The organism is Shewanella sp. 5_MG-2023, assembly GCF_030547465.1.
In the GTDB taxonomy this organism is placed as follows: domain Bacteria; phylum Pseudomonadota; class Gammaproteobacteria; order Enterobacterales; family Shewanellaceae; genus Shewanella.
The window spans coordinates 158,241-182,904 of the sequence record NZ_JAUORC010000005.1; the positions used below are offsets into that span (position 1 = coordinate 158,241).

The following is a 24,664-nucleotide window of genomic DNA, read 5'->3' on the forward strand; positions in this document are numbered from 1 at the left end:
TCCAAAAAAAATCAAAGAGTTATATAAAAAAAGCTAACTAATAACTGATTTTATAAACTTCAAAAAATTATCACCAATAACTTCAGGTTTAAATTGCTCATTAACATTAGTCGCTAAATGTGAGAGACGCTCAGCCTCATCTGAATTTTGCAATAGATAAATCAAAGAATCTGCTACCGCAGAGGAATCAGATTGAGGAACTAAAAGACCATTAACATTATTTTGAATTAAAAATCTTGCACCACCAGGCGAACAATCAGTAGAAATACATGCACATCCAACTGACATAGCTTCTATTAAAGCATTAGGTATACCTTCGTAATCTGAAGTTAAGACAAAATACTTCGAATTAGCAAGCCTATGTTTTACATCACTAACAGCACCAAAAAACCTTACATTGTTATCTAAGGATTTTTGTTGCGATAATAATTTCACTTTATCTAGATCTTGACCATCACCATAAAAATTAAGAATGATATTCGGAAACTTTTTTATTACTAAAACAAGCGCGTCTAACATTACATCTTGACGCTTTTGTTTCAATTCGAACCTACCGACAAAGGATATATCGCTTACCCTGCTTGACCAGGCCTTTATTTTAATATGCTCAGGAATGACAGGGTTAGGTAGTATAATAGATTTACGTTGCAGTTTCTGAGAGAAAAAAGACATTGCGCCTGGCGTTTGAAAAAATGCAGCGTCTGCATTATTCATAGTTAAATGCTTAAGTTTGGAAAATATACCGACTTCTTTATGAGGGTCACCTCGTTCAGAGACAATTACTTTAACACCTAAAATACGGCATGCTATATAGCTATAAAAGCTATTAGACGACATTAAAGTAACAACTAAATCAGGTTTAGTTAAACGAATAACATTAAAAACACTAATAAAATCTAAAAAACGTTTTACAATAGGAGTGTGAATCAACACTTTGCGTTTTATAAGAACTATTTTAGGATCTAAAGGGTAATGTGGATTATCAATATCTGAGTAAGTGTGAACTGTTACAGTATAACCACTTCTTGACAATAAATTAGCCAAAAAAACAAACATTTTACTAGCACCACCATAACCTACTCGGTGATATATTAGTGTAATTTTCAACTTAACGGATCCTTTTAGATGGAGAGCCAACATTAATAGAATCTTTATCAATATGATTGATAACTAAGCTACATGCACCTACTATAGCATTATCATGAATTGTAACATCGCCTAAAACGACTGAATTAGGATAAATTATTATATTATTTAACAACTGAGGATAAAGTGGAAGATCATGAGATTTCCTACCGAGAGTAACATTTTGATATATCGAAACATTATTACCAATTATACAACCAGCGCCTATAACGACTCCAAGTGGATGAGGTAATTTGAAATTGTTTCCTATTTTAGCCTGTGAAGATATAGCACAAGAAAAAAATGTTAAAATAATGCCTTCGATGAATAAAGACAATCTTAAATAGTTTTTTTCATAGAAAAAAGCACCAATTCGGTGAAGAAAAATTATTTTCTCAGAGTGAAACATAAAAGGAAATAACAACTTTACAACTTTCACCCCTTACCTCCTAATAACATATGCAGGAATACCGACTACAGTTTCACCATCTGAAACATCTTTAATTACCACGGAGTTTGCACCAATTTTGACATTATTACCAATTTTTACATTGCCTAATATGCATGCGCCAGCACCAATATAAACATTGTTACCGATTTTTGGTGTTCCGGATTTTTCACGTCCACCAATAGTTACATTTTGATATATGACACAATCCTCACCGACAACTAAATTATCGTGCAGCACAACTCCAAGACCGCCATGCTTAATTTGAATATTTTTACCTAATAAACAACTTGGGGGGATTTCAGCTGAAAAGAGAATCCTTATAATAACACGCACTATTTTAGATAAGAAAAATCTTTTTTTTAGATAAAAATAATGACTAATCCTGTATAATTTCACAACCTTCGAATCCATCTATAACCTCCAAATCGAAAAGTAATTTCTCAAAATATATATAAGAGTCAAACCTGAATCTTTAACAACTACATAAGGCCACTTCCATGCATTGTAAGAAATAAGTATTAACAATTGAACAAGTATAATAAATATTAATTCCACTTCAAAAAAATAGTTGTATAAAAACATTAAAACAATATATAAAAAGCCTGATAAAATGTATGCAAATAACATATCGAATCGGTTGTTAATAATAAGATAATTAACACACAAAAGTTGAAAGTTGAAAATAATATAATAAACAAAAAGGATACACAAAAAATGGAATGGTAGTAACTGAGTCTTAGATTCAAAAATTGAAATCAGAGTAGGCGCAAAAGTTATAATAAATAAACTACCTAACAAAATTATAAAAAACTGTACTTTAAGGCACTTGCAAAATAACCTGAAAGACTCAAGTGTTTCACCTAGGACTTTTAAGTTAATTATTTTTGGTGACATAGTTTGATAATAAACATTACTTGTTACTGTCAAAACACTGAATGCTTGAACTGTCAACCCATAGCTAGCGGAGTATTCAAGCCCCAGAAAAATTGTTACAAACAATAATGAAACTTTATCTAACACATAGTTGGAAATTGACAAACCACCTTGCTTAAAAATACTAGTTTTAGAAACTAAAACTAAGTCTGTAACTCTTTTTTTATCATAAAGGGACAAAAAATAATCTTTAGATATATCTTCCCTTTCAAGTGCTTTAAAAAACTTTAACTTAAAGAGAAACCTACCTACTACTACACTGATAAAGTAAGCAGAGGAAATAGCAATTAAGTCGTAGCCGTATATTAAACCCAAAATAGTCAACACTAATTGTATCAATTTAATCAAAACATTGACTTTATAGTACTCAGATATAGAACCTATTCCTTTTAATATAGGAATCCAGTAACAAGAATAAATATTGAAACATGCAGCAGCAGCATAAATTGCCCATGAAATAAAAACAATATCAAAATCAGATTCTGTTTTGGCAATATTATAAATATAATAACTACCAGCAGTAGAAATGATTATAAATGAGATAATTGAAATAACTCGATATATATAAACTCCTGAACGAAAAACATCTGAAAGCAATTCTTGATTAACACTCCCGGAAAATTGCTCAGATAAACCAACTTTACGAATATCAATTGCTCCAGCCCATGCATAAGCGGTATGACGCAATAAAGTTGATGACATTCCAAAATCAAGTAACAACACCAAAGCTAAAAGTAATGAAAAATTGTACCAAATACCAACAGAAGAACTAGGCAAATAAAATAGAACAAAAGGTAACATCAACAAATTTATACCAGCGCTTAGACCTTGACTAATATAACCTAATTTGACAGAAGAAAAATTCAACATTTAATACCACCAAGATACAGCACTTAATATAAAAAACATAAATTAACTTTATAAAAATACAATATGATAAACATTTATACTAGCTACACTACATACGAGCCAAAACTAGTTGAATGCATACCACTATGCTGCAAAAAATAGAAAAATGAACAACCGGTTTAAAACCATAAATAGCTATAGCATTTTGCAAAATAAATGGTAAAACAAAAATATAATACTTAGCATTACTATATCCAGGCAATACAAATACAGTACATGTTATAAATGTAAAAATAAGAAGCAATGTTACATAACCACTTTTAGCATTATAATCATATGCATATCTCCTTGATTTTAAATACAATCTAATAAGAAAATAAAATACAATCGGATAAAGTAGAATCACTTTTATACCATGTGGCGTCATAAAAACACCTGAGATAAAAGTCATAAGAGGTCTAAATAATAAAGGGTATTTATCTACGACATCTGCATAACTAGTTAAAGTATAAGCATTATAAATAACCATTACTTTATTACCAATAATTGGTAAGTAAAACAATATTGTTAATAATTGCATTTTAAAAATGAAGCAGATAACGATTAGAAATAAAGATAAAATCTCTATAAATTTTATTGAAGCCTTTTTTAAAATGAAATGATAAAAAAAATAGTTTAGAAGAAATAAACTAACCACCATAGCAGTTCCTATTTCCACAAAGAAAATAAGAAAGAGAAGCAGAAGTGTTACAAATAAGTTTCTAATAAAAACTGAAATAAACAAAGATAAAAAAAGCGTAATTTGCTCTTCAGCCGCAACCCCAGTAAAGTAAATAAGACTTGGAAATGTTAGGCTTGAAAAAAGTGCAACAAAACGAAATTCAAGCTCATTATTTTTTAGTATCCCTAAATTTTTTAGTAAGTACATTTTAAATACAATAATAAAAAATGGTATGAAATAGCTTACTTGAAGTAACCACCTTATAAATTTCTGCTCTAGCGTCTCCCCACACATAAAACCATCTACATTACCGGTAATACTACTCATTGAATATGTATAAGCACAAGTAGGGTTCCAATCAAAACCACCATAAAAATAAAATAGAAATTCCGCAGATAGTGACCGTTCACCAGATACAATCTTGTTAATTCTATGTAAAAAATCAGGCTCACTACCAAAAGGCAATAAGAACCTCATGATATATGACAGAATCAAAAAAAATATAATTGAAAAAAATATTTTTTGATAATTATTTTCGTGATTATACAAATTCATTTTCTATAATGATTTCAGAATAGAATTAATTTTTTCCAACATAGTTGAAAATTCTAATTCATTAGGGAAAGTTGTGAAATTAAGATTTTTTTTATTACTACAATAATCTAAAATATTTTGCGCAATAACCTCGTCACTATCATTTAAAGAAACAGGCAAACCTAGTACATATTTTTTATCCAATTGAACACAAACATCTATATTATCTGAAAATATAACTTTAACCCCAGCTGAAAGATACTCTGAAAACTTCACAGGGAAGCAAACTTTTTTAGACAAAGAGTCCATTATTAAACAAAGTCCAAGATCAAACTTTATTGGTTCATCTCGATAGTTATGACTATAAATTTTAAAGTTTTTTAAATCTTTAAATACAACCTGAGCGATATCTATATCACGAGTTAGACAATGGAAAACAAAATTTAAGCCTTGCTCTTCACAAATCTTGAGTATATTTGCAGTCCTTTTAGGTAAATGCCATGAAACTAAAGAACCAACATACCCAATTGTAACGTTATCTTCTTTTAAATACTTTACAATCCCATTAGTTCTTGTCCCATTATAAACTACTTCACATCTACTTGATGGGGATATTTTTTTATAGTATTCCTTTTGCGCCTCACTTACACAAATTACACAGTCGCTATTACGAAGCAATAATGATTCTATATAATTAAAAATCAATTGAATAATTTTCAACCGCCTTATTTTACCAGAATCAAATAACTCTTCAAAAAAAAGGCCTCTTGTATCAAAAATGACTTTGTTTTTATATATCAACAATGGTAATAGCATAACTATTGCCATAGGATAAGAACGAATATAAACAAGATCTATTTCTTTTAACAACTTAGTTAATAAAAAAATTGATTTTAACAGACTAAATAAATCTAAAACTGAAATTCTACCTTGATACCTCCTCTTAAACACAAAGTGTTCAATCTCATCCCCCAAAAAAAATTGCCTATCTGTAGCTGAAAAAAAAGATATATGATATTTAGTTTTCAATTCGCAAGCTACATCATAGAACATTGCTTTAGCTACAGCAGTTTTACTTATATTTTCGTGTGTTAGAAATAATATTTTTTTCATCAATTTCATTTAAGAGCTTAGGCCCTAAATCCTTATGATTTAAAGTTATAAGTAAACTTAAATTCTTTACTCAATTCGTTGAAATCATTATGTTCCGTACCAATAAATGAAACTGTATAATCATTAAAATCAATCTCCGAAATTGAGGTAATAACATCAATCCCGTATTCTTCAAATACTTCTTCTTTATCGACAATAGGATCATAAACAATTACATTAAATCCATTTTTTATAAGCAAATTGTAAACATCGAAAACTTTAGTATTCCTTACATCTGGGCAATTAGGTTTAAATGAAAAGCCTAAAACAACAACCTTTAGTTCTATTGGATTTATTTTGTTCAGTATAAGCTTCTTAATGAAGTCATTAACAACAAAAGATGGCATTCCATTATTTATTTCTCTTGATTTTTTGATCAAATCAGGAATATAACCTACTGATTGTGACTTATGTATCAAATAATATGGATCAACGCTAATACAGTGACCACCGACCAACCCTGGGTGCAGTTTCATAAAATTCCATTTTGTAGAAGCAGCTTCGATTACGTCAACTGTATTTATATTTAGACAACTTAATATTTGATGAAACTCATTTATTAATGCTATATTTACATCCCTTTGTACATTCTCTATTATCTTAGAGCTTTCAGCCACCTTTATTGAACTTGCTTTAAATGTTCCAGCATTTATAATACTAGAATAAATAGAGTCAACAATATTAGCTGTCTCCACTGTCGAACCTGATGTAACCTTCTTAATATTTTCTAATCTATTATTTTTATCACCAGGATTTATACGTTCGGGTGAATAACCTACAAAAAATTCTTTGTTATATTCTAGTCCTGAAGTGTCTCTTAATATAGGAACACAAACCTCTTCAGTTGCACCTGGATAAACAGTTGACTCATATATAACAATATTATTGTAACTTATCACGCCGCCCAACAATTCACTTGCTTTAATAACAGGATTCAAATCTGGGGTATTATTGTCATCAATAGGTGTAGGTACTGTTACAATATAGATTTCTGAATCAACGATATCTTCCTTTTTATGTGTGTACAATATATTACCAGCTGACATTAATTCTTCTGAACTTAACTCTAAAGTTGAATCAATATTATTTTTTAACGAGTCTACCCTCTTACTATTTATATCAAAGCCAACAACTGAATATTTTTTACTTAAAGCAACAGCCAATGGAAGACCTACATAACCTAAACCAATCACACAAATTTTGTATTTAGTAACTTTCATACAATTCCTACTTAATTTACTTTAAATTTAAAGACATATTGAGGCTGATAGTAAACTAGCCTTTTCATCTTTTTCAGATAAACACGGATTAACTAAAATTGGCCATTTGATTCCTATTTCTGGATCTGACCATATAATTGAACATTCTGATGATGGAGAATAATAATCTGTACACTTATAAACAAATTCAGCCTCTTCACTTGTTACATAAAAACCATGTGCAAAGCCTTCTGGAATCCATAATTGACGTTTATTATCAGCAGAAAGATATTCTCCCACCCATTTCCCAAACGTAGGTGATCCCTTTCTAATATCAACTGCGACATCGAAAACTTCGCCAGACACGACTCTTACCAATTTGCCTTGAGTATTGACGGTTTGATAATGTAAACCTCGCAAAATTCCTTTTTTAGATTTCGAGTGATTATCTTGAACAAATTGCGTCGGTTTTCCTGTAACTAATTCCTCAAATTGTTTTTGATTCCAGGTTTCCATAAAGAAACCACGCTCATCACCGTATACCGTTGGTTCGATAATTTTTACATCCGGGATATTTGTATCAATTACTTTCATTATGAATACTCTTTAATTCGGGCTAATGCATCTTGCCAGTCGCTTTGTTTAATCCCGTACTCATTATTGATTTTATCGCAACTTAAACGTGAATTTGCAGGTCGTTTAGCTGGAGTAGGGTAATCTAATGTTGTTATTGGTTTTACTTGGACAGACTGGCTAAGTACATTTTGTTCTAATGCTATTTCAAATATTTTTTTAGAAAATGCATGCCAACTTACGTAGGGGGTACCAGAAAAATGATAGATGCCATAACTGTGACTATCGCTTATAATCTGCTTTGTTATTTTAAGTATGGCGCTTGCTATATCACCAGCGTAAGTTGGACCGCCAAATTGATCTGCAACGACGCCTAACGAAGTTCTCGTTTTAGCAAGTCGTAGCATTGTCTTAACAAAGTTATTACCGTGTTCACCGAACACCCATGCGGTTCTTAATATAATATATTTTTTACAAGTCTGCGCTACAGCATGCTCACCGGCAAGCTTACTACGTCCATACTCGCTTTGAGGTGATGTTACAGCTGACTCGGTATAGCACTCAACACCTTTACCATCGAAAACATAATCTGTCGAAATATGAATAATTGCGGCGTTGACATAATTAGCTGCTAACGCTAGATTTAAAGGACCATCTCTATTAATTGCATAAGCTAATTCAGGTTCTTGTTCAGCCTTATCTACAGCAGTATAAGCTGCAGCATTGACAATAATGTTTGGCTTAAATTCATTTACTATTTTGTTAACTTGCAATGCATTAGTGATATCTAGCTGTTCTCGATCAAGTGCTAGATACTCTAGATCTGACTGTGCTTCAAGTAATTTAACTAAACAGTGACCAACCTGACCGTATTTACCTGTTACTAATATTTTCACCCTTAAACTCCAGTTGCTAAACGGTTTAGGTATTGTCCATAACTGTTTTTCATCATTGGTTTAGCTAAATCGGCAAGCTGCTTAGAACTTAACCAGCCATTACGCCATGCAATCTCTTCAAGGCAAGCGACTTTAAGACCTTGCACATGCTCTATGGTTTGTACAAACGAAGAGGCTTCATGCAAGCTCTCATGCGTACCAGTATCAAGCCAGGCAAAACCACGACCTAGCAACTCAACGTTCAAATAACCCTGGTTTAAGTACATTTCATTTAATGTGGTAATTTCAAGCTCGCCACGGTGTGATGGCACTACTTGTTTTGCCATTTCTACAACACTGTTGTCATAAAAATATAATCCTGTTACCGCATAACTTGATTTAGGCTTAATCGGCTTTTCTTCAATAGAAATCGCTTTCATATTTTCATCAAATTCAACCACTCCAAAGCGTTCAGGATCTTTCACTTGATATCCAAATACTGTAGCACCGTTTTCTCGATTCGCTGCACTCTTCAGTGTTTTACTAAAAGATTGACCATAGAAAATATTATCACCTAAGACTAAACACACACTGTCTTTACCGATAAACTCTTCACCAATCAAAAATGCTTGTGCTAGGCCATCTGGTGAAGGTTGTACTGCATAGGTTAGATTGATGCCAAAATCCGTACCATCACCTAATAAACGCTTAAAACCTTCATTATCTTCTGGCGTAGTAATAACCAATATCTCTCTAATGCCAGCAAGCATCAATGTTGACATTGGATAGTAGATCATTGGTTTGTCATATACAGGCAATAACTGTTTAGATACACCTCTTGTGAGTGGGTATAAACGAGTTCCTGAACCGCCTGCTAAAATAATGCCTTTCATATACAAAAGTTCCTAGGTGTAGAGGTCTTGCGTTCTACCTTCTAAAAAATAAAACTTGGAGACTAAAAATTGTAAGAGCAGACTAAATACCTAAACGTTCACGTTGGTAGCTACCATCTTGTACATGCTGGCACCAGGTTTGATTAGCTAAATACCATTCAACCGTTTTACGTAGGCCTGTTTCGAATGTTTCTTCTGGTTGCCAGTTAAGTTCACGACTCATTTTACTCGAGTCAATTGCATACCGACGGTCGTGGCCTGGACGGTCTGTTACATAAGTTATTTGTTCAGCATACCGCGTAGCTTTAGGTACTAGGGCATCTAAAATACTGCAAATGGTGTTTACCACTTCAATATTTTGTTTTTCGTTATGGCCACCAATGTTATAGGTTTCACCTACTTTTCCCTCAGTAACCACTTTGTAGAGTGCACGCGCGTGATCTTCTACATATAGCCAATCTCGAATTTGATCACCTTTACCGTAGATAGGAAGTGGCTTGCCTTCCAACGCATTGAGGATCACTAAAGGGATTAACTTTTCAGGGAAATGATAAGGGCCATAGTTGTTAGAACAGTTGGTTACAATCGTTGGTAAACCATAAGTACGTAGCCAAGAACAGACTAAATGATCACTTGATGCTTTAGATGCTGAATATGGGCTGCTTGGCGCGTAAGAGGTTGTTTCAGTGAAAAGAGTCAACTCTTCAGCACTTTGTACTTCATCTGGGTGTGGTAAATCTCCATAAACTTCGTCTGTTGATATATGGTGAAAACGAAATGCTTTTTTAGCATCATCCGCTAACGTATTCCAGTATGCTCTTGTTGCTTCAAGAAGAGTATAAGTGCCAACGATATTGGTTTGGATGAAATCTGCAGGGCCGGTAATTGAACGGTCAACATGAGATTCTGCCGCAAGGTGCATTACCGCATCTGGTTTATGTTGTTTAAAAACTCGTTCAAGCTCCACGGCATCACAAATATCAACTTGCTCAAATGAATATCGCTCGTCATTTTCAATGCTAATTAATGATTCTAGATTGCCTGCGTAAGTTAATTTATCAACATTAATAACGCTATCTTGAGTATTTTTGATAATATGACGAACAACTGCAGAGCCAATAAAGCCTGCACCACCGGTGACAAGAATTTTCATTTTTACTACCAAATTTGATGAATTAAACCACAATAGCTGGTTATCTTTGAGTGACAAGTACTGAAAATATACACATTTACACCTCAGCCCTTAAAACCCAACTGAGACACATTTTATCCATTTTGAGACAGTCGAATCTTCGCTATCCCATACAGAGCCTAGGTTTCATGCTTTTTCTTAAAACAGTCCCAATAGGCCCTTCAAAATAACTACTTTTTATCGCTTTGATAAGAGTAGTTGTAATAGCCGTATCCATATGTCGAAGAAGCTTTTTTCTCCACCATGTTTAAAATAAAGCCTTTTATCTCTATACCGGCTTGTTCAAATCGTCTCATAGAGATTTCAACCTCTTTAGCCGTGGTCTTTTCAAAACAGCCAACCATCAAGCTTGTACCGGCATACCTACCCACGATTCCAGGGTCAGTTACCGCTAAAATTGGTGGTGTATCAATAATCACATAATCGTAATTTTCTGAAGCCCACTCAATCATAGTTTTAAAGTTACTATGCGTTAATAATTCCGACGGGTTTGGTGGTACACTCCCGCGAGTGATTAAATCTAAATTAGTTGTAGAAGTATGCTTTATCACTTCTTGTATCGTTAGCTGTCCTGATAAAATATCTGATAAACCACTTTCACACTCTAAACCGAAATGACGCTGCATATAGCCTTTTCTCATATCCCCATCTATTACTAATACCTTTTTATTCGTATTGGCAACAACAGCAGCTAAGTTAGCAGAAACAAATGATTTACCAATTGCAGGTGCGGGACCTGTTACCATCACAATATTGTTCTTAGCATCCATCATTGCAAAATGAAGACTTGTTCTTAACGCTCTTAAAGCTTCAATGGCTAAGTCTTCCGGATGACTTTCTGCAAGTAGCACATCTTTTCCATTCACCACTTTCGTTCTTTTTCTGCGAAGATCAAATTTAACCTGAGACTCTGATTTGGGAATATTTGCATAAACAGGGATTCCTAATGCTTCAATTTGCTCTGGGCTATCAACACCTCGGTGGAAAGCAGCTCGAACTAACACAAAACCCACCGACAGCATGGCACCTAGCATGGTAGCTAATACCGCAATTAATGGTTTTTTAGGTTTAATTGGTCTTGGATAAGCTTGGGCATTATCTAAAATTCTAACGTTTCCTACTGTACTTGCTTTAACAATATTCAACTCTTGAACTTTATTCAGCAATTGCACATAAATTTGTTGATTCACTTCAACATCTCGAGACATACGTAATACTTCACGTTGAGTCTTTGGTAATTTCTGTACTTGCTTATTTAGTCTTTCGCGTTCTGATAACAATGTATCGCGTTTTTGGAGTAAGGCTATATAGGCTGGATGATCTTTTGTAAAACGCTGTGATACTTCGCTTTCTTTAAATGTTAACTCGTTTAACTGCGCCTCTAGCGCAACCATAACTTCCAATACTGATTTAGCTTCTAAGCCTAAATCGATAGAATCATTTTGTTGTCGATATGAATTCAGTGTATTTTCATAATCTGTTAACTGCGTTTTTACTTGTGGTAAGTGCTTCTTTAAAAAGACAAGGCTGTTTTCGGCTTGTGCTGAATTACGGGCGACATTTTGTAAGAAATAATTGTTAGTAATATCGTTAAGTACATTTTCGATTAAAACAGAGTCCTCGCCACTAAACGATAACTGTAAAATACCAGTTTGCTTACCTTTTTCACTAATTGATAAATTTTCTTGTACCCACTGAATTGCTTCTAATCTAGAACGTTTGCCAATGTTAAACTCAAAACCATCTTGTGATTCTAAACTTGACACATAAAGGCTAATACCTTTAGCTTGCGCTTCTACACCAACCTTACCGTTAAGCAGCTTATTTTCGTTCTCATCGACTAAAATATATTCGCCTGCATTATCATTAGTCACAACTAATGTAAAACTTTGGCCATCATATAATTTAGGTACATCAAATCTTGATACGGTTATATTATTTTTTTCACCCATCATCCTTGCTAAGCCTTTGCCAAAAAATAGCAAGTAACTTGGCGAAACGACGGTTTGCAGATTTAAGGCATCAACCGTTGAACCTAAAATCATTCTTGAAGTAATGATTTCAATTTCAATGGTTGCAGACGATTCTTGGGCGAACATGTCTCCCATTTCCCCCAATGCTGACATGCCGTTACTTTTTTGCTCTATTTGCAACAAAGAATCAGCTTTATAAATAGGGGTAGCGAGTAGTGCGTATACCACACCAATGACAGCAAATAGACCCGTAATAGTAATAATCAACCAACGACTGTCAATTAACATACCAAAGAGTTTGCCTAAATCAATTTCGTCTGTTGAATCTGTTGTTGCTTTATTTTCTAAAACGGCCATTTTTCACTCTAATAATTAATTATTTTAATTTGCTTTGCTTGGAGCTAAATATTTGCATCTTATGATACATATATTATGCCTTGCAGTTACCGGCTGAGTTTACTGACTAAGTCAATTTTCTCGCCCAGGATTGAGCACTTTTCTCAATAAGTGAATAACTGTGTTCAAACACTTCTCTACTTAGCTTATAAGGGTCTGGTATTTCTTTTTGATCAAGCCAGTGTCCAAATAGCATTACCTTGCCTCTTGCTTCTGGCGCTATTTCCGCAACAGCGTTTATATGCCCCTTTTCCATCACTAAGATTAAATCATAATCTCGACACAAGCTGCTGGTAAGCTGTTTAGCTTTATGCCCAGACAAATCAACATTATGCTCAATGGCAACTTCTGTTGCAGTTTTATCTGCAGATTTATCAACTAATCCACTTCTTTTAACTGCAATTCCTGCCGATGTAATATCCTTATTGGGTAGCAAGTTTTTCAATACTCGTTCACCCGTCGGCGAACGACAGATATTTCCGACACAAACAACTAAAATTCGATCAAACATAGTTACTCACTTCAATTGTATACTCAAAAAAACTACCAATTTCTAACTCGTAATGCGCCTTCAGTAAGCTCGTTAAACCCTGCTATCGTTGGCATTAATTGTGAAAGAATTCTGTTCCAACGACTTATCGGAGCAGCAGTCACATACACTACATCGTAAGGTTGTAATTCAAACTCTGTACCCATAGCTAATGCGGTTGCATCTGATATATCTAATTGAAATATATCCGCTAGCATTTCATTATTGTTTTCTGAATTTCGGCTACGAATGACAAACACGCCGGTAGCATCAGCTTGAAACTCATTAATTCCGCCAACTTCGCTTAATGCTTCAGTTAAGCTCATACCTAATCGATCAATCTTTAGTAGTTTTGGATCTTTAACTTCACCTAGTACAAATACTTTTTGATTGTCATTTCTAGGAATGTGAACAATATCGCCATCTTGCAGTAAACGATTTTGTTGCAAATCACCTTTTTGCATTAGGGCAAAAAGTGACAAACTTTCAGTTTCGCCCTTACGGGTTAACGATACATCGCGCCAATCGGCATCTGCTGATAATCCACCAACAAAGCTGACGGCATCAAGAATGGTTAATGGAATATTAGTTAATGGTAACTGTCCAGGCTTTGATACTTCACCCGTGATATAAGCCTTTTTAGATCTAAATGCTGCAAGACTAACATCAACTTGTGGGGACTCGATGTATTTAGTTAAACGCTGAGTAATTTCGGTTCTGACCTCTCTTACTGTTCTACCTGCTACTGATACATTACCAATGTAAGGGTAATAAATTGTACCATCTGCATGCACCCAATTGCCTGAGTCAGTCGCACTTCGATATGAACCAGCAGGGATAGTTAATTCAGGGTGGTCCCAAATTGTGATATTTAATACATCACCTACACCAATTAAGTACTCGTAGCTCGCAATAGCACTTTCTAAAACAGGATTGTTTTGCGAAATAACAGGCTTACTTTTGAATTGATTGATAGTAGAAGGCGTTAACGCATACACATTGACTTGAGTTAAATCGACATTTTCATTGGTCGAAATAACATTTTTACCATCTGAAGTTATATTTGAGCCGGGTATCGCACAGCCTGCAAGTAGCAAAGGTGCTGTAATAATAAGAAGTCTAGATAACTTACTCCATTTTTGTAGCATCATTTCACCTAAAGTTTTGATTTATTTATATTATAATATTTAGAATGCCACTACCTTCAAACTACTAATGACATTTTTAATTCAGTATTTAATTTATAACCATTGCAATCAAATCATACAGAACAAAGCACTTGAGCTTGATTTTAGAAACTGTTCATTTGAAATATGGCCATATATAGGTGCCAGTTCGGTTTCCATACCTCTTGTTCGCTCGCTTAACCTTTGGATCCAGCCCTTTAAGACACGCTACCGATTACTCCGTATGTCCATATACTCCACCCTGCGGGCTTGCTAAAGCAATTTTGAAGTGTTCCAGACAATGATTTTCGGCGTTCACTAAAAGACAGAAACTTTTCTGTCTTTTGTCTTTCAGACACGCTACCGCCCATAGATTACGGCTTCTAACGTGCCCTTCAATAAATGAAATTCTAATTTTGATTGAACCTAAAAAGTCACTGCTAACCTATATACTGACTTCTTACTTATACGAACTTATACGAACTTATTTTTACTAAATGCAACTATGGTTAAATAGCAACCTTTAGTAAAAACACGTTATGTTACCCTATATTTTTTGTACCTAAATAAGTCATTTTAAAAAACTGAATCTCCTGCACATAAAAACCTGGCATTAAAACAAAACATCAACACTATTACGTAAAAAATTAACGCTTTGCGTTCATTAAATTTTCTTAATGCTACTACTATCTACACACATTCTTTTTTGTTGCCCCATGATATTAAACAATACAAAGCATCGTTTTTGGGCATTCTTTTCTTCAAAGATGGCTTCTAAGTCTACAAATGGCCCGTCAGTAAACTGAACTTTATCACCTGCGATTAAATCACTTTCAACATCAGGCTTGTGAACTGAAACTCTGTTTTTTATTGCTTGTATAATCCGCTCATCAATCGGTGTCATTGTTTCACTGCAACCAATGATGCGACTTGCACCGCGAGTTGAGTGAATACGGCTTACACTGACTTCTAGTGGATCAAAATAGATAAACAAATAACATGGGAATAACGGGACATCGACGAGTTTGGTCTTTCCGTTTGAGGTTTTCTCTTCTTGAATGATAGGTAAGTAACTTTCGACTTGTTGTAATGCTAAGTTTTGTTGCGCTCTAACTTCACCGCGCGGCTTACAATATAACAAATACCATGACTTCATTTTCTACTCACTTAATATCATTCGAGGTAACGTCCATTATCACCAAGCGCAGTATTTTATCAAAGCCAGTAAGCTAAGTGAAAGCTTTTTGATATTTAATATTTCAAATGCTGCAAATTGATACAAAAGTGTTCAATTGTATTACTTATGTGGCGTCGTAAGGGGGCTTTCAATGAACAATAATAAAAAACCGTATCAAGATTAGATACGGTTTAATCATAAAGAGTAACTTAACTAATAATAAAGCCTATTTTGGTTCAGGCTGTGGCGGATAGTTCAACATCACTTGTGAAATCGCCGAGTTGATGATTTGTACTCGCTCTTCTGGGGTGTTTTTATTGCGGATAGTATCTGCAACACTGCCGCGCCATACTAAATTGCCGGTTTTGTTATCGATTAAATCAACAATTAAGGTGCCGACTTCGTATTCACGTACTGTGGTTTGGGTGTTCATCCCTGCTCCGCCCCAGCCACGACGACCATAATATGGGTAGTAACCAAAACTGGTATTGAAGGTGTCGACATTAATTTTTTTATCGACTTTAGTTAAGTAGTTAACCAGTAAGTCAGCTTCAGTAATGTCTGCTTTTGTTAAGCCTTTTTGCCCAAGTTCGTTGTTAACAGCATCGCGAACACGTTGGTCCATTAAGCCATCCAGATGATAACTTGCATCTTGGTTTTTCTTTTCGACCCAAGAGTAGGTTTTATATTGGTCAAATGAAACGGCTGGATCAAAATCGGTATTGGTTTTTAAGGTACTACATGCACTTAATGCTAAAACCGCTGCAGCAACAAATAACTTTTTCATAATAACTCCGAATAACAACCCAAACTGGCTGTTTCTGTATTAAATACATTTTAATGAGGCCAATAAATAGCTTACCTAGCTAAACTATAATCATCAACTGATAATATTAACAATAGTCGCTTTAGCCAGTTTTCTAAATGTTTAACAGCAAGCTTTAGCCTTAACCACCGCGAAAATGATTCTTACCTAGTGAATGAGCTTAGTTAATGAGCTTAGTGAATGGACTTAATGAGTGAGCTTAGTGCTCGCCAATAAGATAACAGCTAGATTATCCGCTAGAGGGGTCGTTTGCTGCTTTAGCCAACTCAGTTAGTTTGTTAAACTGTGTGTATTTATTATTTATTTTAAAGTACAAGTGAACCTATGCGTATTGATCCTAATGTTTCTTTAGTTTATAGCACCGATGGCGGTAAAATTGCTCAAGAAAAGCCAACAGAGCAAATTCCAGTAGGTGACGGCATTGTCCGCATCCATAAAGACAGTAAAGGCCGTAAAGGAAAAGGCGTTAGTATCATTAAAGGGCTTGGGCTTGATGCTAAAGCGTTAAAAGCCTTAGCGCAAAAACTAAAAAAACAATGTGGTTGTGGGGGTACGGTAAAAGAGTTCAATATTGAAGTGCAAACTGATGACCGTGAAAAAATCAAAACCTTGCTAGAGAAAATGAACTATACGGTCAAACTTGCTGGTGGTTAAGCCTACGCTAATACTTACATTTAATATTAGTATTTGCCTAAGTATTAGCAATCGCCAATCAAGCTTAAATCACAACCTCGGGTTTAAGGGCATTTAAGTATGTATGTTAAATTGACACCTAGTTTTTCAAAAGGATAAATAATGGACAGTTTACAAGGTCATCTGTTAATTGCTATGCCCTCTTTAGATGAGTCTTTTTTTGAGCGTGCTGTCATTTATATTTGCGAGCATAACGATAAAGGCGCCATGGGCGTAATGATCAATCGGCCAACCAATATCGTTATTGATGAGCTGCTAGAGCAAATTGGCTTAGCTAAAAAAGTGCAATTAAGCCTACCCCTTGAAGAATCGGTAGTTTTAGGCGGCCCAGTTGATACCGACAGAGGCTTTGTATTGCATACGCCACAAACTGATTGGGTCAATAGTGAGCCCGTAAGTGAATTTTGCATGCTAACCACATCACGAGATGTGCTTAATGCCCTAGGCACTGAAGAGTCGCCAAAACAATTTATTGTCGCTCTAGGCTATGCTGGTTGGAGCAAAAACCAGTTAGAAGAAGAGTTAGCTGAAAACACCTGGTTAACTATTGAAGCCACACCCGAACTCGTTTTTAACCAAGACTATAATCAGCTTTGGACTCAAGCCACCAAACAATTAGGCTTTGATATTTGGCAAATATCATCACAAGTTGGTCACTCTTAAGCTTTTAAAACTCGCTAATACACCAATTTATGTTTATAAACGCCAAGTATTTATCTTCAATTGCTGTCAGTTAATCAATTGGCTTTGCAACTGTCGATACTCATTATTACGATTATCCAGAGAACAACATGCAATCTAAAACAGTATTAGGCTTTGATTTTGGCACCAAAAGTATCGGTGTTGCGGTTGGCCAGGAAATCACGTCAAGTGCGGCACCAATTTCGGCCATAAAAGCCAATGATGGCATCCCTAATTGGGATGAAATTGAAGCGGTACTAAAAGAGTGGCAACCTGATTTAGTCGTTGTTGGTTTACCGCTTAATATGGACGGTACCGAACAAGAGATGACTCAGCGGGCACGAAAATTTGCCAATCGCATTAGTGGCCGCTTTGGGGTAAAAGTGGTCACTCAAGATGAGCGCCTCACCACCACAGATGCTAAAGCAAGGCTATTTGAATTAGGCGGCTATAAAAAGCTTACCAAAGGCCAAGTGGATGCGGTATCGGCAGTATTAATCATCGAAAGTTATTTTGAAAACCAGTATTCAGATTAAAACCGTATTCATATTTGCTAAGCCATTATTGAGAGTAAATATTTAGACAATAAAAAAGGAGTCCATAGACTCCTTTTAATATATCAGACATGTTTTATTTAGAGATAAGGCTTCACCAGATTGGCCATCATATTGATATGGTCATCATTATCATTTAAACATTCAATGTAGCGGAATTTTTTACCACCGGCATGTTCAAATACTTCGCGGTTCTCACCTTTTATTTCTTCTAATGTTTCTAAGCAGTCTGCGCTAAATGCAGGGCAAACAACTGCGATATCGGTAATGCCTTGGCCTGGTAACGCTTCCATGGTGGCATCGGTATAAGGCTGTAACCACTTGGCTTTACCAAAACGTGATTGGAAGGTCATCACATATTCGTCTTCCGTCAAACCTAGTTTTTCGACCACTAAGCGAGTACTTTTAACGCAAAAACAATAGTAAGGATCGCCTAAATGCAGATTACGTTCTGGCATACCGTGATAAGACAACACTAGCTTTTCCGGTTTTCCATTTGCGTCAAAATCCGCTTGAATTGATTTAGCTAATGCATCAATAAAGTTAGGATCGTCATGGTAGGTATTAATAAAATGCAGCGCTGGAATATAGCGCCATTTACATAGCTCTTTGGCAATAGCATCAAAGGCTGACGCCGTGGTAGGTGCGGCATATTGAGGATAAAGCGGTAAAACAATAATCTTATCAATTCCGTCTTTGTGCATTTGCTGTAACACACTTGGGGTTGATGGGTTACCGTAACGCATGGATAAATGCACTGATGCATCGACATCGTGCTGCTTAAACAAGGCATCAAGCTTGGCCTGTTGACGTAAGCTAATATCCATTAAAGGCGAACCATCTTTGGTCCATACTTCTTTGTAAAGTGCTGCAGATTTTGCTGGGCGCACTCTTAAAATAATCCCGTGTAAGATACACATCCACACTAATTTAGGGATTTCGACTACCCGAGGATCAGATAAAAATTCTGCGAGGTAGCGACGAACGGCTGAGGCGGTAGGTTCATCAGGGGTGCCTAAATTCATTAACAGCACACCGGTTTTGCCACGGGTTTTGTGGCCGACTTCTTTACTTAATCCAGAAAATTTGAACAAGATTGACTCCGAGAAAAGTGATTATTGATGATGCCCGATTAAATATTTATTGCTTAAGGCATCATCCAATAACGGCTATTTGTCATGCTAATAATAGCCACGCAAATTTATCTGCAAGCTTATGCTTTATTAGCAATATTATTATTTATAGCACTGACTCTATCGCTTTTTTCAACTCTTCGCTATCTGGTTTTACTCGAGAGTTGAATTGCTGCACACTTTCACCGTCTGCGCTAACAAGGTATTTATAAAAATTCCATTTAGGCGCTGCTGATTTTTCACCTAAATAAGAAAATACCGAGTTAACATCGCTGCCTCTGACTGCAGAGGTCGACACCATGGTGAATGTCACGCCGTAATTTAAAAAACACACATCTGCGGTTTTGGCTTCATCATCTTCTTCTTGAAAGAAATCATCCGATGGAAAACCAATGACCACTAAATCATCTTTATATTGCTGATGCAGCGCTTCAAGTGCTTTAAATTGCGGTGTAAAACCGCAGTTACTGGCGGTATTAACAATTAATACTGGTTTACCTGCGGTTAACTCACATAAATCGACCGTATCTTCAGAATGTAATTTTCTGGCTTCTACATTAAGGTATTCAGGACAGCTATTAGCCATTGAATTCGTTGAAAAAGCGCTAAAGCTTAAACCGATTAAGCCTGCTGATAATAAGAGTTTGTTCATTTTGATTCCTTTCCAACATATATCTAAAATAATCTATTTAAGGTAAATCATACTTGCGGCTTTTGCTTTAACGCCACTTTGACAAAAAGTTTTGACTACACAGGCCACAAGTACATATACGTTTTAATAAGCGTATCAGATCAAACTGATACACTGGGCTTAGAAATAAAAGCCAACATTAATATTGAGCCGAGAATGCCAAGCGGTATCACCATTATCAATGCCAATCCCATCGCCACCAGCAAACCACATATTCTTGCCAGCAATCCAGTCGACATATGAATAAAACTTACCGGCAGCAATCATACAACCGGTGACATTTTGAATAGAGTCATCTAAGCCTTCACCAGAAGCGACCACCTGACTGTAATCGTTGTAACAGTTTAATTGGCTAATCGGGCCCCAATCCACATCAATTTGACGGGATAAGTTCAACGTTACCACATCGGCTTTAGCGGCAATTTCAAACGGCGCGGCAAAAGCAGCTAAGGTGATGCGGTTGCTGTTGTCTAAATCATAGTCATAATGAATATACTGAGTTTGTAATTGCCATTGCTGCCAATCTAACTGCCAATGTACAGCTGCAGTAATACTTGTGGTATCTTCGCCTTCAGCTGCATTTTCAAAGCCATCTGGTACATATTCTAAATTACTATATTGAAATGACGCGCCAAGTTTACTCTTAAACTCATCACCTATGGTTTTTTCAATGCGTAAGTTTAATTGGCCGGCTTCTTGATAAGGAGACTCTTTTGTTGTGCCAACATCAAATGAGTAACGATCGAAGCGACTGCCATCACCATACTCATCATTAACAAAGTATGCGGCATCATAACGCCAGCCATTGCCTTGGTATTGATAATGAATACCGGCATCATAATCATCTTCTAAGCCTAGATAATAAGTCGCCCCAAACCAAAATGAGTGAGAAGCCACTGGCATAACGCCAAATGGCACTTGCGTGACGCCCACTTGCACCTTTTGGTTTTCATCAAATTGATAACCCATATAAGCATGGTGTACCACATCCATATACTCATACCAGCGGTATTGGGCTGAGGCAAATAAGCCACTGTCTGATTTGTAATTTACATCAGCTCTAAACAGTTCAAACTCAAGCGTGCCATTACCATCAGCGTAATCTTGCCAACCATAATTTACCCTTACTGCCCCACCAATATCGAGCTCATCATTAATACTGACAGCCTGAGCCGAAGATGACATAAGTGTAAATGCCGCTATTAGCGATGTTGCTAATACGTTTTTTTTGAAACAAAACATGGGATCCCTAGGGGGGTAGTTGGTTGGATTGTTATTATAGCAAATTAGCAGACTGTAAATGGTAAGTATTTGTAACGTTAAAAAAGGCCAAGGCTTACGCCTTGGCCTTTTTATAAAATATTTAATAATATCAATGGAGATTAACACTAATGTGAACACATAGTTAAAAGCACAACCAACATTAGCCGTTAATTCATATCAAATGTCACCCCATCCATCATGCCTGACGAGTTAGCTTCATTACTTTGCAGTTTAATCATTAAGCGTAAATCATTGGGTGAATCAGCGTGATGTAATGCATCGGCATAGCTAATCTCTTTTTCAAGATATAAATCCAACAAGGCTTGGTCAAATGTTTGCATGCCCTGCTCTCTTGATTTAGCCATGGTTTCTTTGAGTAAATGCAGCTCATTGTTAGCAATTAAACTGGCTATACGTGGGGTATTAATTAACACTTCGATTGCTGCCCTACGGCCACTACCATCAGATTTTGCCACTAATTGCTGCGCCACAATACCGCGAAGGTTTAATGATAAATCAAACAATAGCTGGTTATGCTTGCTCTCAGGCACTAAATGCATAATACGGTCTAACGCTTGGTTAGCGTTGTTAGCATGCAAGGTCGCCATACATAAGTGACCTGTTTCAGCAAATGTTAAGGCAAATTCCATGGTTTCTTGAGTACGAATTTCACCAATCAAAATCACATCGGGCGCTTGACGCAGCGAACTTTTAAGCGCGGCATCAAATGAATCAGTATCAATACCGACTTCTCGCTGGGTGATAATACTTTTGCGATGGTCATGAACAAATTCTACTGGGTCTTCTATGGTCAAAATATGCCCGCGAGCATGGGCATTACGATAACCCACTAATGCTGCCAGCGAAGTTGATTTACCAGTACCAGTGCCACCGACCATGATGATCAAACCACGTTTACTCATCACCAAGTCTTTAAGGATCGGCGGTAGTTTTAAGTCATCAACTTCAGGAATTTTGGTTTCAATTCGGCGCATCACGCAGCCGGGTGATTCACGTTGCCAAAAAGCACTGACACGGAAACGGCCTAAATCTTTTGCAGCAAAAGCAAAGTTACATTCACGAGACTCGTGAAACTCCTTCTTTTGCACCTCTGTCATTAAGGATTCAACAAACTCTAATGACTGCTCAGGGTTAAAGCTATTATCCGATAGTGGTCTTAGCTCACCATCAATTTTGGCGCTGGGCGGAAAGCCTGCAGTAATAAATAAATCTGAAGCCTTTCTGTCAACCATTACCTTTAAAAAAGGATGCACATCCATTTTACTTTCCTTTAAAAGTTAGCTTGTTTGTTAGAGCTTTTTGACATGGCATCATCACGGCTAATAAGGCCGCGATTGACTAGGTTTTGTAGACACTGTTCAAGGGTTTGCATTCCATGAGACATACCCGTTTGAATAGCTGAATACATTTGTGCGACTTTATCTTCACGAATAAGGTTACGAATAGCTGGCGTGCCCATCATAATTTCGTGAGCTGCCACTCGGCCGCCGCCAACCTTTTTAATTAAGGTTTGCGATATAACCGCCTGCAAAGATTCAGACAACATAGTACGTACCATGTCCTTTTCGCCTGCAGGGAATACATCAACAATACGGTCAACGGTTTTAGCCGCTGAAGTGGTATGTAAGGTACCAAAAACTAAATGACCGGTTTCTGCTGCTGTCATTGCTAAGCGAATGGTTTCAAGGTCACGCATCTCACCCACAAGAATAACATCGGGATCTTCACGCAGTGCACTTCGAAGCGCCGCTTCAAAACTATGGGTATGTTTATGCACTTCACGTTGGTTGACCAAACATTGCTTATTTTGGTGCACAAATTCTATTGGGTCTTCAATGGTCAGAATATGGTCATGGCGTTCATTATTAATATAATCCACCATCGCCGCTAGTGTTGTAGACTTACCAGAACCTGTCGGCCCTGTTACTAAGACTAATCCACGAGGGAAGCTTGAAATCTTTTTGAAAATTTCAGGAGCGCCTAACTGCTCAAGTGATAATATATCGCTGGGAATGGTACGGAAAACGGCACCAGCCCCACGGGATTGGTTAAATGCGTTAACACGAAAACGGGCAAGGTTTGGCACTTCGAACGAGAAATCGATTTCTAAATGTTCTTCGAAGTCCTTACGCTGTTTATCATTCATGATGTCATAGACTAATCCATGAACAGCTTGATGGTCTAATGCGGGTAAGTTGATTTTTCTCACTTCACCATCAACGCGAATCATCGGAGAAACACCGGCAGAAAGGTGTAGATCTGATGCATTGTGCTTTACACTAAAGGCAAGTAACTCAGTTATTTCCATGACTAATGACATCCATTCAAACAAATCAAAACAATATGACAACAATAGCAGACCGAATATCAATCGCCCAGAGCCAAATTGCACAAGCGACGCAAAATTGTTCACGTAATAGTGAAGAAGTCACCTTACTTGCCGTCAGTAAAACTAAGCCCATATCGGCTATTATTGAGGCTTATCAAGCGGGCCAGCGCTGCTTTGGTGAAAATTATGTCCAAGAGGGCGAAGAAAAAGTCCTCGCACTAAAAGATGACTATTGTGATATTGAGTGGCATTTTATCGGCCCTTTGCAGTCCAACAAGTCGCGTATTGTTGCCGAGCATTTTGATTGGATGCACACTTTAAGTCGTGAAAAAATCGCTAAGCGCCTCAATGACCAAAGACCAGCAGGTAAAGCGCCGTTGCAAGTGTGTATTCAAGTTAATATCAGTGAAGAGGCATCAAAGTCAGGGGTGATAGCGACCGAGGTTAGCGCTTTAGCTAAGGTGATAGCATCGCTCCCTAATTTGACTTTAAGAGGCTTAATGGCCATACCGACTGCCACCAGCGATATCGCTCTGCAACGCCAAGAATTTGCCAAACTGCAACAGCTTTTTGCGCAGCTAAAAAGCCAATACCCTGACATTGACACCCTATCAATGGGCATGAGTAATGATCTGGCGGTGGCGATTGAGCATGGCTCTACCATGGTCAGAATTGGCACCGCAATATTTGGCGCTCGAGATTACCCATAAACCCTAAAGGCCAAAAACGCCAAAT

The 24,664-nt window shown here is 36.4% G+C and carries 25 protein-coding genes; 4 read left to right on the plus strand and 21 right to left on the minus strand.

Annotation, left to right across the window (positions count from 1 at the left end):
• Nucleotides 1-33: 33 nt before the first annotated feature.
• From Q4557_RS04295 to Q4557_RS04370, 16 genes are all read right to left on the minus strand, one after another.
• Nucleotides 34-1,107, minus strand: a complete 1,074-nt coding sequence (locus tag Q4557_RS04295; protein ID WP_303410909.1) for a glycosyltransferase — start codon at nt 1,105-1,107, stop codon at nt 34-36.
• Nucleotide 1,108: 1 nt separating this feature from the next.
• The gene (locus Q4557_RS04300; protein WP_303410911.1) at nt 1,109-1,564 is read right to left on the minus strand and encodes a serine O-acetyltransferase; all 456 of its coding nucleotides are present in this window, start codon (nt 1,562-1,564) and stop codon (nt 1,109-1,111) included.
• A gap of 3 nt (nt 1,565-1,567) precedes the next feature.
• Complete coding sequence (locus tag Q4557_RS04305; RefSeq protein ID WP_303410912.1) at nt 1,568-1,987, minus strand: serine O-acetyltransferase; 420 nt, start codon at nt 1,985-1,987, stop codon at nt 1,568-1,570.
• The gene (gene wzx, locus Q4557_RS04310; protein ID WP_303410914.1) at nt 1,988-3,379 is read right to left on the minus strand and encodes an O-unit flippase-like protein; all 1,392 of its coding nucleotides are present in this window, start codon (nt 3,377-3,379) and stop codon (nt 1,988-1,990) included.
• 88 nt (nt 3,380-3,467) lie between these two features.
• On the minus strand, nt 3,468-4,544 hold the full coding sequence (locus tag Q4557_RS04315; RefSeq protein ID WP_303410916.1) for a hypothetical protein: 1,077 nt from the start codon (nt 4,542-4,544) through the stop codon (nt 3,468-3,470).
• 93 nt (nt 4,545-4,637) lie between these two features.
• Entirely contained in the window at nt 4,638-5,726 is a 1,089-nt protein-coding gene (locus tag Q4557_RS04320; protein ID WP_303410919.1) for a glycosyltransferase, read from the minus strand.
• Nucleotides 5,727-5,758: 32 nt separating this feature from the next.
• Entirely contained in the window at nt 5,759-6,985 is a 1,227-nt protein-coding gene (locus tag Q4557_RS04325; RefSeq protein ID WP_303410921.1) for a nucleotide sugar dehydrogenase, read from the minus strand.
• Nucleotides 6,986-7,012: 27 nt separating this feature from the next.
• Entirely contained in the window at nt 7,013-7,558 is a 546-nt protein-coding gene (gene rfbC, locus Q4557_RS04330) for a dTDP-4-dehydrorhamnose 3,5-epimerase (protein ID WP_303410922.1), read from the minus strand.
• Nucleotides 7,558-8,433: a dTDP-4-dehydrorhamnose reductase gene (gene rfbD, locus Q4557_RS04335; RefSeq protein WP_303410925.1), complete on the minus strand. Its 876-nt coding sequence runs from the start codon at nt 8,431-8,433 to the stop codon at nt 7,558-7,560. The genes rfbC and rfbD overlap by 1 nt, the downstream gene beginning before the upstream one ends.
• 2 nt (nt 8,434-8,435) lie before the next feature.
• Nucleotides 8,436-9,305, minus strand: a complete 870-nt coding sequence (gene rfbA, locus Q4557_RS04340; RefSeq protein ID WP_303410927.1) for a glucose-1-phosphate thymidylyltransferase RfbA — start codon at nt 9,303-9,305, stop codon at nt 8,436-8,438.
• 82 nt (nt 9,306-9,387) lie between these two features.
• A complete protein-coding gene (gene rfbB / locus Q4557_RS04345; protein WP_303410929.1) occupies nt 9,388-10,458 on the minus strand; it encodes a dTDP-glucose 4,6-dehydratase in 1,071 nt (356 codons plus the stop codon).
• A 209-nt stretch (nt 10,459-10,667) separates the two neighbouring features.
• Nucleotides 10,668-12,827: a polysaccharide biosynthesis tyrosine autokinase gene (locus Q4557_RS04350; RefSeq protein WP_303410931.1), complete on the minus strand. Its 2,160-nt coding sequence runs from the start codon at nt 12,825-12,827 to the stop codon at nt 10,668-10,670.
• Nucleotides 12,828-12,933: 106 nt separating this feature from the next.
• Nucleotides 12,934-13,377 (minus strand): protein tyrosine phosphatase, encoded by a 444-nt coding sequence (locus tag Q4557_RS04355; protein ID WP_303410933.1) that lies wholly within the window; start codon nt 13,375-13,377, stop codon nt 12,934-12,936.
• 32 nt (nt 13,378-13,409) lie between these two features.
• Nucleotides 13,410-14,546 (minus strand): polysaccharide export protein, encoded by a 1,137-nt coding sequence (locus Q4557_RS04360; protein ID WP_303410935.1) that lies wholly within the window; start codon nt 14,544-14,546, stop codon nt 13,410-13,412.
• Nucleotides 14,547-15,225: 679 nt separating this feature from the next.
• Nucleotides 15,226-15,717, minus strand: a complete 492-nt coding sequence (rfaH, locus tag Q4557_RS04365) for a transcription/translation regulatory transformer protein RfaH (protein WP_102475763.1) — start codon at nt 15,715-15,717, stop codon at nt 15,226-15,228.
• 247 nt (nt 15,718-15,964) lie between these two features.
• The gene (locus tag Q4557_RS04370; RefSeq protein ID WP_303410938.1) at nt 15,965-16,525 is read right to left on the minus strand and encodes a DUF4136 domain-containing protein; all 561 of its coding nucleotides are present in this window, start codon (nt 16,523-16,525) and stop codon (nt 15,965-15,967) included.
• 363 nt (nt 16,526-16,888) lie between these two features.
• Between Q4557_RS04370 and yciH the strand changes: the two genes are divergently transcribed.
• From yciH to ruvX, 3 genes are all read left to right on the plus strand, one after another.
• Nucleotides 16,889-17,218 (plus strand): stress response translation initiation inhibitor YciH, encoded by a 330-nt coding sequence (gene yciH / locus Q4557_RS04375; RefSeq protein ID WP_102440615.1) that lies wholly within the window; start codon nt 16,889-16,891, stop codon nt 17,216-17,218.
• A 141-nt stretch (nt 17,219-17,359) separates the two neighbouring features.
• On the plus strand, nt 17,360-17,920 hold the full coding sequence (locus Q4557_RS04380; RefSeq protein WP_102440616.1) for a YqgE/AlgH family protein: 561 nt from the start codon (nt 17,360-17,362) through the stop codon (nt 17,918-17,920).
• Nucleotides 17,921-18,048: 128 nt separating this feature from the next.
• A complete protein-coding gene (gene ruvX / locus Q4557_RS04385; RefSeq protein ID WP_303410941.1) occupies nt 18,049-18,474 on the plus strand; it encodes a Holliday junction resolvase RuvX in 426 nt (141 codons plus the stop codon).
• A gap of 98 nt (nt 18,475-18,572) precedes the next feature.
• Here ruvX and hemH read toward each other — a convergent pair whose 3' ends face one another.
• From hemH to Q4557_RS04410, 5 genes are all read right to left on the minus strand, one after another.
• Entirely contained in the window at nt 18,573-19,586 is a 1,014-nt protein-coding gene (gene hemH, locus Q4557_RS04390) for a ferrochelatase (RefSeq protein ID WP_102475765.1), read from the minus strand.
• Between the two features lie 145 nt (nt 19,587-19,731).
• A complete protein-coding gene (locus tag Q4557_RS04395) occupies nt 19,732-20,277 on the minus strand; it encodes a glutathione peroxidase (RefSeq protein WP_102475766.1) in 546 nt (181 codons plus the stop codon).
• 159 nt (nt 20,278-20,436) lie between these two features.
• Nucleotides 20,437-21,558: a hypothetical protein gene (locus Q4557_RS04400; protein WP_102440620.1), complete on the minus strand. Its 1,122-nt coding sequence runs from the start codon at nt 21,556-21,558 to the stop codon at nt 20,437-20,439.
• A gap of 188 nt (nt 21,559-21,746) precedes the next feature.
• Nucleotides 21,747-22,859, minus strand: a complete 1,113-nt coding sequence (locus Q4557_RS04405) for a PilT/PilU family type 4a pilus ATPase (RefSeq protein WP_102440621.1) — start codon at nt 22,857-22,859, stop codon at nt 21,747-21,749.
• An 11-nt stretch (nt 22,860-22,870) separates the two neighbouring features.
• A complete protein-coding gene (locus Q4557_RS04410) occupies nt 22,871-23,908 on the minus strand; it encodes a type IV pilus twitching motility protein PilT (protein ID WP_076542380.1) in 1,038 nt (345 codons plus the stop codon).
• 35 nt (nt 23,909-23,943) lie between these two features.
• Between Q4557_RS04410 and Q4557_RS04415 the strand changes: the two genes are divergently transcribed.
• Nucleotides 23,944-24,639: a YggS family pyridoxal phosphate-dependent enzyme gene (locus Q4557_RS04415; RefSeq protein WP_102440640.1), complete on the plus strand. Its 696-nt coding sequence runs from the start codon at nt 23,944-23,946 to the stop codon at nt 24,637-24,639.
• Nucleotides 24,640-24,664 lie beyond the last annotated feature (25 nt).